This is a genomic window from Conchiformibius steedae, from assembly GCF_014054725.1.
GTDB classification, from domain to species: Bacteria; Pseudomonadota; Gammaproteobacteria; order Burkholderiales; family Neisseriaceae; genus Conchiformibius; species Conchiformibius steedae.
Genome location: NZ_CP059563.1, coordinates 400,818 through 413,026, shown reverse-complemented (window position 1 = coordinate 413,026; position 12,209 = coordinate 400,818). Strand labels below are relative to the sequence as shown.

The following is a 12,209-nucleotide window of genomic DNA, read 5'->3' as shown; positions in this document are numbered from 1 at the left end:
CGCACTTTGCTAAATCTTGGCAAGCATCAGAACACAAAAAATTGCAGGAAATTTTATACACCATTATTTATTAACAGTATTTTGTTGCAAAAAATTGTGGCGGGAAAGATACGTTTGGGCGGTTTGCGGGGACAAACCGCCTGTTTTTTTATTTGTGGTTGTCCAGTTCACACACAAAATGGTAGGCGTTGATTTCAAATCCGTGCTGAAAATAGATGCGGTGAGCGGTAGTACGCTCGCCGCCAACATTGCTGTCAATGTGGATTTGGGTAACGCCGTGGGCGCGGGCAATGCGTTGGACTTCTTCCAACAGGCGGGTGCCGTAGCCGTGTTTGCGGTATTGGGGGACGGTAACGAGGTCGTCAATATGAATGTGCGTGCCGCTGACGAGATTGGTTTCTTCGTGAAAACCGCATACGGCAACGGCATTGCTGCGCCCGTCTTCAAAAATACCAAGCAGACGGTAGCCTTGCGGACGCTGAATCTTGTTGATTTGCTCAACAAAGCCGTTAATGTCTTTTAATTTGGGACGCAATACGCTGAGTGCGGCGAATGCGGCGGCGGTTTCATGTGGGGGGATTTCGCGCAATACGGCGGAAACCACGCCTTCGGGTGCGGCGGCTTTTTCGTTTTCGGTGAGCACGGTGGCAACACACGCCACATCGGCAGGCACATGGGCTGCGGGGGTTTCGGGTGTGATACCTGCTTCTGCCAGCAGTTCGCTGTAACGCAAAACGCGCAGGTTGTTGTCGGCAGCAAAGTCCATCAGAAAACGGTACATGCTCGGATTGATTTCTTCCAGCTTGGGCGCGATGGCAACGCAGCGGATTTTGTCCAGCAGCACGGGACGCACCCATTCATGGTAGGACAGGCGGTTGTCTTTATTAAAGGACGACAGAATACCGCACAAACGTTCGGCCCAATCGCTGGGGCGGAATACTTTGCCTTTGCCCGTGGTGCCGTGGATGATGATTTCTTCTGGATTGCAGACCAACATAGCCGAATACCGAAATACAATGAATAACAACCGAATTATAACCGATGCGCCAATCGGCTTGAAAGCCCCGTTTGGGCGGGGTATAGTTAGGGCGTGTCCCTATTTTACTTATGCGGCGGTATTTTTGATATAAACCCGCGTCTGCCGCGTTAAAAATCCTTGCAAGGTGTCCAACCTTGCGCGGATTTTTGCCTTGTACACGCAGATTTCTACTCAAAAAACCGCTTGGCAAAGCAAATAGAGACACGCCCTAAACTTGATTAACACAGCCGCCCGCACGGGGCGAAGGATTTTGCCATGCACCGCCGACAATTTTTACAACTGGGCGCATTGGGGCTTGCCGCCTTGCATTTTCCCGCTTTTGCCCGTACGGGTACACACACGGGTTTAACGCTGCCCGCCGCGCTCAAAAATAATCCGCTGTTGGATTTTTCTGGTTTGCCGCGTTTTGCCGATATTCGTCCGCAACACATCAATCCTGCTGTCGATTTTTTACTGGCGCACAACCGCCGCACCGTTGCCACACTAACCGCCATCAAACAACCGAATTGGCAAAACTTTTACCTGCCCTTGGCAGATGCGGGCGACTTGCTCGGACGGGCATGGGGTGCAGTTTCGCATTTAATGTCGGTCAATAATTCCGAAGCCCTGCGCCGCGCCCACGCCACCGCCCAAGGCAAAATCAGCGCGTTTCAAACATGGTACGGGCTGCACCAAGGACTGTACAATAGTTTCCGCGCCCTGCACGCCCATCCCGAATCCGCCCGCTACACACAGGCGCAGAAAAAAGCCCTTGACGATGCCTTGCTGGATTTCAAACTGTCAGGCATTGCCCTCAATCCCACCCAACAAAAACGTTACGCCGACATCAACACCCGCTTGGACAAACTGCGTACCCAATTTTCCAATAATGTATTAGACGCCGTTGCCGCATGGGAAAAAATCATTACCGATGAAGCGCAATTGTCAGGTTTGAGCGACACCGCCCGTCAAGCCGCGCGCGCTTCCGCCCAAAGCAAAGGTCAAGAAGGCTGGCGTTTTACCTTGGATTACCCCAGCTATTCCGCCATCGCCCTGTACAGCGACCGTCCCGAACTGCGCCGCGAATGCTACCAAGCCTACGCTACCCGCGCTTCCGACCAAGGACCACACGCCCGCAAATGGGACAACGGCAGCGTGATGCGCGACATACTCAACCTGCGCCTGCAAAAAGCCAAACTGCTCGGCTTTAAAACCTATGCCGATTACGCCCTCGCCACCCGCATGGCAGACAACCCCAAACAAGTCATGGATTTTTTACAAGACTTGTTGGCAAAATCACGCCCGCAGGCACAACGCGAAATCCAAGCCCTGCAAGATTACGCCGCCAAACAGCACGGCATCACTCAATTAGAAGCATGGGACGCCGCCTATTACGCCGAAAAACTCAAAACCGAACGTTACGCCGTCAATAGCGAAGCCCTGCGCCCCTATTTCCCAGCCGACAAAGTATTGGCAGGCTTGTTTGAAACCGCCAAACGCCTATTCGGAATCAGCGTCATTGAACGCCAAGACGTTCAAGTTTGGCATCCCACTGTCCGCTTTTTTCATGTTTTAGACGAAAACAAACAACATATTGCCTCGTTTTATTTGGATTTATACGCCCGCGAAGGCAAACGCGGCGGCGCGTGGATGAACGGACTGATTGACCGTCGCCGCGACAGCCACGGCACACTGCATCTGCCCGTAGCCGTTTTGGTGCTCAATTGCAGCGCCCCCGCCGACCACACCAGCCCCGCCCTGCTCACCCACGACGAAGCCACCACCCTGTTTCACGAATTCGGACACGCCCTGCATCACATGCTTACCGTGATTGAAGTCGCTGCCGTATCGGGCATTAACGGCGTACCGTGGGACGCAGTAGAATTCCCCAGCCAAATGCTGGAAGGCTGGACATGGGACAAACAAGCATTAAAACTGATTTCCGCCCACCATCAAACAGGCGAACCGCTGCCCGAAGCCATGTTAGACAAAATGCTTGCCTCCAAAAACTTCCAAGCCGCACGTGCCTTGGTGCGTCAGATTGAGTTTGCCCTGTTTGACTTTATCCTGCACACGCGCACCACCCCCGTATCGGTGGGCGACATTCTTGCCGTTGCCGCACAGGTGCGCCGTCAAGCCGCCGTGTTGCCCGAACCCGAATGGGTCAGACGCGGACATTCATTTTCGCATATTTTTGCGGGTGGTTATGCAGCGGGTTACTACGGCTATTTGTGGTCAGAAGTATTGGCTGCCGATGCCTTCGGACGTTTTGAACAAAGCGGCTTATTCAACCGCACCATCGGGCGCGAATTTGTGGACAAATTATTGTCGCAAGGCGGTTCGCAAGCCCCGATGCGCCTGTTTGAACACTTTATGGGACGCGCCCCGCAAAGTGAAGCCCTACTGCAGCAGCGCGGTATCAAGCCTTGATACAAAATGGAAAAAAAGACAGATTTTTTGTAAAATAGACGGTGAGGCACACGGTTTTCCGCTGATTGTACGCCCGTGTGCCTTTACCCCGACAATAAAGTTTACATAGGAAAAAATAATGGAAAACCTGTTCCGCCTTGTGCAAACATGGGAAGGCAATCCCGATGAATACGCTGCCAATTTTCTGTACAAACGCATGCTTGAAGACGGCTGTGTCAATGCAGACGGCAAAGTTGAGCTGATTCAGCGCACAGGAATGTTTTGTCCCGCGCCCGCGCCCCATTCCAAACAAGATTTGGAACGCCGCATCCGCGCCCGCATCATCAACATCAACCGCATTTCCGAAATTTACTGCCAGCTTCACTGCCTGACCTGCATCAATTTCCGCAAAGAAGAAGCCGTGGCACAGCGCAAACAGGCACGCCAGCAGGATTTGCTTGCCAACCAAAGCATTTTAAGCGACCGCGAACGTGAAGAACTGCTGTATTTAAACCGTTGGCTGCACGATAAAAAAGAACGTTCCTACTTTACCCAATACGATGAGTATATTCAGGAATACTGCATTAAAATGTACCGCGTGGTCTTGTCCGATTCCGAATCGTTTTTAGTGCCCAAAGACGATGTGCGTAAAATTGTGGGCGACGAACTGCTGCTGCAATTGTCGGAAAAACCGCTGAATACCACGTCTTAAGCTCTTTTTTGACATGCCAAACGGCTTTGCATCAAGCAAAGCCGTTTTTCCGTTCTCAAGCAGGTTTTTACAAACCGTCTAGCGCGATATATTTGGTTTCCAAGTATTCTTCCATGCCCTGCGCCGCGCCTTCGCGCCCGATGCCCGATTGTTTCATGCCGCCAAAAGGCGCAGCTTCATTGGAAATCACGCCTGTATTCACACCCACCATGCCGTATTCCAAAGCTTCGGATACGCGAAACACCCGTGCTAAATCGCGGCTGTACAGATATGCTGCCAAACCATATTCGGTGGCGTTGGCACGGCGGATGACTTCGTCTTCGTCCGCAAAAACAAATAAGGGCGCCACAGGGGCAAAAATTTCTTCGTGCGCCAAACGCATATCATCGTTGGCTGCAGCGATAACGGTGGGTGCAAAAAACACGCTCTGATGTGTACCGCCACATAATACTTCCCCACCGTGGGCGCGGGCATCATCCAATAATTCAAGGGTGCGCTGTAAGGCGCGTTGGTCGATTAACGGTCCGATTTCGTTGTGGGCTTCCATGCCGTTTCCCACGCGCAGTTTGGCAACGGCAGCGGTAAAACGCTCGGCAAAGCGGGTGTAAATGCCTTGTTGCACATAAATGCGGTTGGCACAAACACAGGTTTGTCCTGCGTTGCGGAATTTGGCAGCCAACGCACCTGCTACCGCCGCTTCCAAATCGGCATCATCAAACACAATAAACGGTGCGTTGCCACCCAATTCCAAGGACACTTTTTTGATGGTAGAAGCACATTGTGACATCAGTTTGCGCCCTACTTCGGTAGAACCGGTAAAGCTGAATTTGCGTACTGCGGGGTTTTCGGTTAATTCGCGCCCAATGGCTTCCGCCGCGCCCGTTACCACATTAAACACGCCTGCGGGAATGCCTGCTTGTTCTGCCAGCTCTGCCAATGCCAGCGCCGAAAACGGCGTTTGTGAAGCGGGTCGCGCCACAAACGTACAACCTGCCGCCAAAGCAGGGGCAACTTTGCGGGCAATCATGGCATTGGGAAAGTTCCAAGGCGTAACCGCTGCACACACGCCCACGGGCTGTTTGGACACCAGCACGCGCTGTCCGCTTACGGGCGCGGGCAAAATCTGCCCTGCTACACGTCTGGCTTCTTCGGCATACCAGTCAATATATGCAGCGCCATAGGCAATTTCGCCTTTGGCTTCTGATAAAGGCTTGCCTTGTTCTAAAGTCAGCAACACGGCTAAATCGTGCTGGCGGGCGGTAATCAGGTCAAACCAGCGTTTCAGCAGGCGACTGCGGACTTTAGCAGGGAAAGCACGCCATGCGGGCAAGGCGTTTTGTGCAGCGGTAATGGCGCGACGGGCTTCTTCTACACCCATATCGGGTATCGTGCCTAATATTTCGCCTGTGGCGGGATTGTGTACCGCCAGCACCTTACCCGAATCGGCATCGCACCACTTACCGCCGATATAAGCCTGTTGGCGGAACAAATCAGGATGGGGAATATTCACAAACGACATCCTTAAAACAGTCTAAAACACTAACCCTGCTACTTTACCCCATTTTGCCCGTTTTTCACACAGGCATTGTCGGAACGGCAAACAATCGGTAAAGTGCGTACCTTTTACCCGTGAAGGAAAAGAACATGCAAGGCGACATCGGTGTCATCGGCTTGGCGGTAATGGGGCAAAACCTGATTTTAAATATGAACGACAAGGGGTTTAAGGTGGTGGCGTACAACCGCAGCCCCGACAAAACCGAAGCATTTTTGCGCGGCGCGGCGGCGGGAACAGCGATTGAAGGCGCGTTTTCGCCCGAAGAGCTTGTAAGCAAACTACAGCGTCCGCGCAAAATCCTGCTGATGGTACGCGCAGGCGCAGCGGTGGACGGCATTATTGAACAACTGCTGCCTCTTTTGGAAAAAGGCGACATTATTATCGATGGCGGCAACGCCAATTACCCCGATACCAACCGCCGTGTGGCACAATTGCGCGAACTGGGCATTAACTTTATCGGCGCAGGGATTTCGGGCGGAGAAGAAGGGGCGCGTAACGGACCATCTATTATGCCAGGGGGCAATCGTGATGGTTGGGAAGCAGTCAAACCCATTTTTCAAGCCATTGCCGCGAAAACCCCCGATGGCGAACCCTGCTGCAATTGGGTAGGCGAAGACGGCGCAGGACATTTCGTCAAAATGGTGCACAACGGCATTGAATACGGCGATATGCAGCTGATTTGCGAAGCCTACCAATTTATGAAAGAAGGCTTGGGCATGAGCAGCGACGAAATGCACCAAACCTTTGCCGCGTGGCAACAAACCGAATTAAATTCCTATTTGATTGGCATTACCGCCGATATTTTGGCGTTTAAAGACACAGACGGCACGCCCTTGGTGGAAAACATCCTTGATACCGCAGGACAAAAAGGCACAGGCAAATGGACGGGCATCAACGCCCTCGATATGGGCGTACCGCTGACACTGATTTCCGAAGCCGTGTTTGCCCGCTGCGTATCCGCCCTGAAAGACCAACGCGTACAAGGTGCCAAACTGTTCCCCCACGGCGTGTCTGCCGTAGAAGGCGACCGCAGCGAATGGCTGGAATGCCTGCGCCTGTCGCTGTTGGCATCTAAAATCATTTCGTATGCCCAAGGCTTTATGCTGATGCGCGAAGCAGGCAAACAATTTGGTTGGCATTTAAACCACGGACGCATCGCCCTGCTGTGGCGCGAAGGCTGTATTATCCGCAGCGTGTTTTTAAACAATATCCGCGATGCCTTTGATGCCGATGCCGATTTGGTGTTTTTAGGGGCAGACCCTTATTTCCGCCAAATTTTGCAACACGCTTTGCCCGCGTGGCGCAAAGTGGTTGCCAAATCCATTGAAAACGGCATTCCCATGCCCTGTATGGCTTCTGCGATTGCCTTTTTAGACGGCTACACCAGCGAACGCCTGCCCGCTAACCTGTTGCAGGCACAGCGCGACTATTTCGGTGCGCACACTTACGAACGCACCGACCAGCCGCGCGGCGAATTTTTCCACACCAATTGGACGGGCAGCGGCGGCGACACCGTTTCCAGCAGCTATCACGTTTAAACGGCGCAGCGCATCTGTCCGCACACAGTTTCAACACACAGGGCTTCAAACACAGCCCTGTGTGTTGCCCTGATTGGGACGGGCTTACGCCCTGCCCGAATAAAACCAAAGAAAAGGAAGCTTGATGAAAGCCATGATTCTTGCCGCAGGACGCGGCGAACGGATGCGCCCGCTTACCGACCACACCCCCAAACCGTTGTTGCCCGTATGTGGCAAACCACTGATTGTGTGGCATATCCTGCGTTTGCGGGCAGCGGGATTTCAGGATATTGTGATTAACCATGCTTGGTTGGGACATCAAATTGAGCAGGCTTTAGGCACGGGCAGCGATTTAGGCGTGCAAATTGCCTACTCGCCCGAAGGCGAAACGGGTTTGGAAACCGCAGGCGGGATTGCCAATGCCTTGCCCTTATTGGGTAATGCGCCTTTTGCTGTGGTAAACGGCGATGTGCTGACCGACGTGGATTTCCACGCCGTGCACCAACGCGCAGAACAGTTGGGCGACGATTGGGCGCATTTATGGCTGACCGATAATCCGCCCCATCATCCGCAAGGCGATTTTGCCCTAGACGGACAGCGCGTCAATGCAGACGGCAGCAACAAACTGACCTTTAGCGGCATCGGCGTGTACCGTCCCGAACTGTTTGCCGATGTGGTGCGCGGCACACCCGCCAAACTCGCACCGTTGTTGGTGCAAGCCATGCAGCAGCAGCGTGTAGGCGGACAGCATCATCAGGGTTTGTGGCTGGACGTGGGTACGCCCGAACGTTTGGCACACGCCGAAACGGTGTGGCAGCCGCACGCGCAAGCCCTTTCCGCCCTTTAAACCCAAGGCGACATCATGAAAAAAATCCCCTATATCTGTCTGCTGCTGCCTGCTGCTGCATGGGCAGACGGCAATCCCTATCCGCTTAACCCACCCAGCGAACCCGAACCGCGTTTTGACGTTGCCCCCGAACCGCGCCGCGACAGCGAGCCTATTCCCCCCGCAACACCTGCACCCACCGAGCCAAAAAAACTGAAAGTGTCGCCCGAAGAGCTGCTGCAACAGCCCGAATTGCTGCATCGCGCCCTTACTTCCGCCGTTTTGCTGAAAAATATTGAAGGCATCAAAGTTCTGCTGCCGCTGTATCAGCAATTGCCCGAAGCCCAACGCCGCGACACCATTTTAATTGAGCTGGCGCAAGCCGCGCTTGCCGAAGCCGAACAGCGTCCCGACCGCGCTGTTCGCCATTACCGCGAAGCACTCAAACACGAAGCCGATATGCCCTCGGTGCGCCTGAATCTGGCGGGTGCATTGGTGCGCGACCAGCAAAACCGCGAAGCCCAAGCCCTGTTGGACGACATCGCTCAAGACCCACAACTGCCCGAACCCGCCGCCGCTGCGGTAAACGCCTACCGTCGGGTGCTGAAACAGCGCAGCCGTTGGCAATTGAGCGCGGGCGCACACTATATCCGCGACCCCAATATCAACAACACCCCAAAACAACGCATTATTAAACGAGGCAGAGGCACGTTTGAACTGCCCCCGCCCGAAACCGCGCACGGTTTGTCCTACCGCGCCAGTGCTGAAAAAGATTGGATGTTGCCCCAATACTACCGCATCCGCACAGGCATCGATTTAAACGGCAAAGACTATTGGGACCATTCCAAATACGACGATTTAAGCGTCCGCGCCCAAGCAGGTGTGGCACGACAGAGCGCCCGCAGCGAAAGTGCCTTACTGCCCTATTACGAACGGCGTTGGTACAGCGGCAGCCGCTATTCTGCCGAAAAAGGCATTCGTGCCGAACACAGCCGTCCCGTCAGCCACTCACTGCGTGTGTCGCTGGCAGGCGAAGCCGCCCGTGTGCGCCACGACCGCCGCCGTTTTTTAGACGGCGCCAGCTTCAACGCTTCCGCCACCGTATTGTGGACACCCAACGCCCGCAGTTATTTTACCCTCGGCACCGATTTTTCCCGCAAACGCGCCCTTGACCCGTCTGATGCCTATCACCGCCGCGGTATGCGCGGCAGTTGGGGACAGGCTTGGGGCAAAGGTTTCCAAACCGTGCTGCACGCAGGCATCGGCAGACGCAGCTACGATGCGGCGGATTTTTTCCGCATCACCCGCCGCGACACCGAATACAACCTTTCCTTAAGCGTGTGGAACAACAAACTCAAACTTTGGGGTGTTACCCCGCGCTTGGTGGGCGTGTATCAAAAAACCCGCAGCAACCATTTTGTTTACAACTACCGCAAAGCCTATGCCTTTATCCAATTGAGCAAATCCATTTAAACCCCGTTCCGCGCCGCCGTCCCATGCGGCGCGGTTTGCGTTACAATACTGTTTTTATTTAATCTTACCTATCCCATGTATCTTCCCAATCCCAAAAAACCGTGGCTGCCGTGGCTGGCGGCGGGGGTGGTGCTGCTGGTTTCCGTCAGCCTGTTCCGCCTGTTAGAAAGTATTTTGATGCCGTTTATTACCGCTGCGGTGCTGGCGTATATTCTTAACCCTTTGGTGGGGCGTTTGCAAAAACTGGGCATTCACCGCAGCCGCGCCGCCATGTGGGTAATGATGTTTACCTTTATGCTGCTGATTGCGCTGCTGCTGGTGATTGTGCCGATGCTGCTCAAGCAGTTGCAAAGCATTATTGCGCGGATTCCGCAATTAGTGGATTACGTTCAACACACGGTGTTGCCGTGGCTGAATATGCGTTTTGGCGAACATTTGGCATTGGACAATGCTTCCATTACGCAATGGCTACGCAATAACGCGCACAATATTCAGCAAACCTTACAAAAAACCATGCCTGTGCTGATGCAGCAAGGCACATCGTTGGCAGGCTGGTTGGGCAATATCGCGCTGCTGCCCTTGCTGCTGTATTATTTTTTGCTGGATTGGGCGCGTTGGGAAGACGGGGTTCGGCTGATGGTGCCGCGCCGTTATTTGGGTGTGTATAACCGTGTGGCAGGCAATATGGATACGGTGTTGGGCGAGTTTTTGCGCGGACAATTAACGGTTATGGTGGTGATGGGCTTGCTCTACGGTTTGGGGCTGATGGCTACGGGCTTGGAATCGGGCTTTGCCATCGGTATGGTGGCGGGGATTTTGGTGTTTGTGCCGTATTTGGGGGCGTTTACGGGTTTGCTGTTGGCAACTTTGGCGGCGTTGCTGCAATTTGGTTCGTGGCAAGGGGTGTTGTCGGTGTGGGCAGTGTTCGCCGTGGGGCAAACGCTGGAAAGTTTTTTTATCACGCCCAAAATCGTGGGCGACCGCATCGGGCTGTCGCCGTTTTGGGTAATTTTTTCACTGATGGCATTCGGCAGCTTGTTGGGCTTTGTGGGGATGCTGGTGGCGCTGCCTTTGGCGGCAGTATGTTTGGTGCTGTTGCGCGAAGGCAAAACGCTGTATTTGCAAAGCGGGTTTTACCGCCGCCGTTTTTAAAGCTAAAATTATCGGTTTTTTATTGAGTCAGCGGGCATGTTCCGCAGAAAGAAAACCGTATGCTGTATGCTGCTTTGGCAATTGTGATGGGTTTGGTGGTGCTGGTGTGGAGTGCCGACCGTTTTATTGACGGGGCGGCGGCGGTGGCGCGACATTTCGGCATGCCTGCCCTGCTAGTGGGCATGGTGATTGTCGGCTTTGGCACGTCTGCGCCCGAAATGGTGGTATCGGTGCTGTCGGCGGTAGAAGGCAATCCAGGCATTGCCTTGGGTAATGCTTATGGTTCCAACATCACCAATATTGCCCTGATTTTGGGGATTACCGCGCTGATTAGTCCCATTGCCGTGCAAACACAGGTTTTGCGTTTTGAGATGCCTGTGCTAATCGGCGTAACCTTATTAACCGCCGCGCTGCTGTGGGACGGTGCTTTATCGTGGCTGGACGGCGCTATGATGTTGGTGGTGCTGGCAATTTATATGGCATACACAGTATGGCAGGGGTTGCGGCACAAAACCGCTGCCGATACTTCTGCCGATGACGACTTACCCCCGCTCAAACAAGGCATTATTTGGTTGTTTTTAGGTTTGCTGCTGCTGATTGGCAGTTCGCGGTTGCTGGTGTGGGGTGCGGTCAGCATTGCCCAAAGCTTGGGGGTGAGCGATTTGTTTATCGGGCTGACGGTGGTAGCAGTTGGTACATCCCTGCCCGAACTGGCGTCTTCGGTGCTGGCAGCGCGTAAGGGCGAACACGATATTGCCGTGGGCAACGTTATCGGTTCTAATTTATTCAATACTTTGGCAGTGGTGGGCTTGGCAGCCGCCATTCATCCCATGCCGATTTCCCCCGAAATCCTGTACCGCGATTTGCCCGTAATGGGCGCATTAACGCTGCTGTTGCCCTTGCTGTGCTTCAACAAACGCATCGGGCGCGTTAAAGGGGCGTTGCTGCTGGCAAGCTATATCGGCTATACCGCTTATCTGCTGTTGGGGGTGTTATCGTAAGGCGCACAGTCGTATAATGGTTTTTATTTCCGATTGTCCCAATTAAACGCCATGGCAGAGCAACCCGCATCGTCCGCCAAACCCAAACCGCCGCCCGCCGCACCTTTAGCACCTGACGGTCGCGCTTCGCTGTGCGTGTTTACCAACCGTGCCATGCCGTTTAAAACCTTGCTGGCATACTGCACCAAATTTTATCCCGAAAGCTGGCTGGCAGAGCGACAGCAAAAAGGCGTACCCCTACCCCACCCCTATGTTTTACAATATGAAATCATTATTCGCCCCAGTGATTGGGAAACCATACGCGGCGAACTGAAAAACGCACTTGGGCATTTGGAAGTGCCAACACAGTATTTTGGCGGCGACAAAGACACCGTGTGGCTGCGTTGCCGTCAAGGATACGCCATCCGCACCCTCAAGCGCACAGTAGGCTGGCGGCGGCGCGGGCAACGTTACTTTAATCACGCCAAACAATGGCGCGGCTTCGTGTGGGGAGTGTGCTGTGCGCCCGTGTTATGGCTTGGGCTGTATTGGCTTTTTTACCGTTGA

The 12,209-nt window shown here is 53.9% G+C and carries 10 protein-coding genes; 8 read left to right on the top strand and 2 right to left on the bottom strand.

Annotation, left to right across the window (positions count from 1 at the left end; genetic code table 11):
- Window positions 1-148: 148 nt before the first annotated feature.
- Window positions 149-997: a GNAT family N-acetyltransferase gene (locus tag H3L98_RS02430; protein ID WP_027022106.1), complete on the bottom strand. Its 849-nt coding sequence runs from the start codon at window positions 995-997 to the stop codon at window positions 149-151.
- Between the two features lie 297 nt (window positions 998-1,294).
- Here H3L98_RS02430 and H3L98_RS02425 point away from each other — a divergent pair, with 297 nt between their 5' ends.
- Together H3L98_RS02425 and H3L98_RS02420 are read left to right on the top strand one after the other, a co-directional pair.
- Window positions 1,295-3,448 (top strand): M3 family metallopeptidase, encoded by a 2,154-nt coding sequence (locus H3L98_RS02425; RefSeq protein ID WP_084481883.1) that lies wholly within the window; start codon window positions 1,295-1,297, stop codon window positions 3,446-3,448.
- A 118-nt stretch (window positions 3,449-3,566) separates the two neighbouring features.
- A complete protein-coding gene (locus tag H3L98_RS02420) occupies window positions 3,567-4,139 on the top strand; it encodes a hypothetical protein (protein WP_027022108.1) in 573 nt (190 codons plus the stop codon).
- 67 nt (window positions 4,140-4,206) lie between these two features.
- On the opposite strand, the gene H3L98_RS02415 is transcribed toward H3L98_RS02420, so the two are convergent.
- A complete protein-coding gene (locus tag H3L98_RS02415) occupies window positions 4,207-5,658 on the bottom strand; it encodes an NAD-dependent succinate-semialdehyde dehydrogenase (RefSeq protein ID WP_034333599.1) in 1,452 nt (483 codons plus the stop codon).
- A gap of 125 nt (window positions 5,659-5,783) precedes the next feature.
- Between H3L98_RS02415 and gnd the strand changes: the two genes are divergently transcribed.
- From gnd to H3L98_RS02385, 6 genes are all read left to right on the top strand, one after another.
- Entirely contained in the window at window positions 5,784-7,232 is a 1,449-nt protein-coding gene (gene gnd / locus H3L98_RS02410; RefSeq protein ID WP_027022110.1) for a decarboxylating NADP(+)-dependent phosphogluconate dehydrogenase, read from the top strand.
- A 124-nt stretch (window positions 7,233-7,356) separates the two neighbouring features.
- Window positions 7,357-8,058, top strand: coding sequence for an N-acetylmuramate alpha-1-phosphate uridylyltransferase MurU (murU, locus tag H3L98_RS02405; protein WP_027022111.1), 702 nt, complete (start codon window positions 7,357-7,359; stop codon window positions 8,056-8,058).
- A gap of 15 nt (window positions 8,059-8,073) precedes the next feature.
- Window positions 8,074-9,510, top strand: a complete 1,437-nt coding sequence (locus H3L98_RS02400; protein ID WP_034333601.1) for a porin family protein — start codon at window positions 8,074-8,076, stop codon at window positions 9,508-9,510.
- A gap of 75 nt (window positions 9,511-9,585) precedes the next feature.
- Window positions 9,586-10,662: an AI-2E family transporter gene (locus tag H3L98_RS02395; protein ID WP_027022113.1), complete on the top strand. Its 1,077-nt coding sequence runs from the start codon at window positions 9,586-9,588 to the stop codon at window positions 10,660-10,662.
- A gap of 59 nt (window positions 10,663-10,721) precedes the next feature.
- Window positions 10,722-11,663 carry a calcium/sodium antiporter gene (locus H3L98_RS02390; protein WP_027022114.1) on the top strand — a complete coding sequence of 314 codons (942 nt, stop codon included), beginning with the start codon at window positions 10,722-10,724 and terminating at the stop codon, window positions 11,661-11,663.
- A 51-nt stretch (window positions 11,664-11,714) separates the two neighbouring features.
- On the top strand, window positions 11,715-12,209 hold the full coding sequence (locus tag H3L98_RS02385) for a hypothetical protein (protein WP_027022115.1): 495 nt from the start codon (window positions 11,715-11,717) through the stop codon (window positions 12,207-12,209).

What these genes read in the sequence shown, in the direction of transcription:
- gnd (WP_027022110.1), top strand. Translation starts at nt 5,784, where the DNA reads ATGCAAGGCGACATCGGTGTCATCGGCTTGGCGGTAATGGGGCAAAAC.
- H3L98_RS02415 (WP_034333599.1), bottom strand. Translation starts at nt 5,658, where the DNA reads ATGTCGTTTGTGAATATTCCCCATCCTGATTTGTTCCGCCAACAGGCT.
- murU (WP_027022111.1), top strand. Translation starts at nt 7,357, where the DNA reads ATGAAAGCCATGATTCTTGCCGCAGGACGCGGCGAACGGATGCGCCCG.
- H3L98_RS02390 (WP_027022114.1), top strand. Translation starts at nt 10,722, where the DNA reads ATGCTGTATGCTGCTTTGGCAATTGTGATGGGTTTGGTGGTGCTGGTG.
- H3L98_RS02400 (WP_034333601.1), top strand. Translation starts at nt 8,074, where the DNA reads ATGAAAAAAATCCCCTATATCTGTCTGCTGCTGCCTGCTGCTGCATGG.
- H3L98_RS02430 (WP_027022106.1), bottom strand. Translation starts at nt 997, where the DNA reads ATGTTGGTCTGCAATCCAGAAGAAATCATCATCCACGGCACCACGGGC.
- H3L98_RS02420 (WP_027022108.1), top strand. Translation starts at nt 3,567, where the DNA reads ATGGAAAACCTGTTCCGCCTTGTGCAAACATGGGAAGGCAATCCCGAT.
- H3L98_RS02425 (WP_084481883.1), top strand. Translation starts at nt 1,295, where the DNA reads ATGCACCGCCGACAATTTTTACAACTGGGCGCATTGGGGCTTGCCGCC.
- H3L98_RS02385 (WP_027022115.1), top strand. Translation starts at nt 11,715, where the DNA reads ATGGCAGAGCAACCCGCATCGTCCGCCAAACCCAAACCGCCGCCCGCC.
- H3L98_RS02395 (WP_027022113.1), top strand. Translation starts at nt 9,586, where the DNA reads ATGTATCTTCCCAATCCCAAAAAACCGTGGCTGCCGTGGCTGGCGGCG.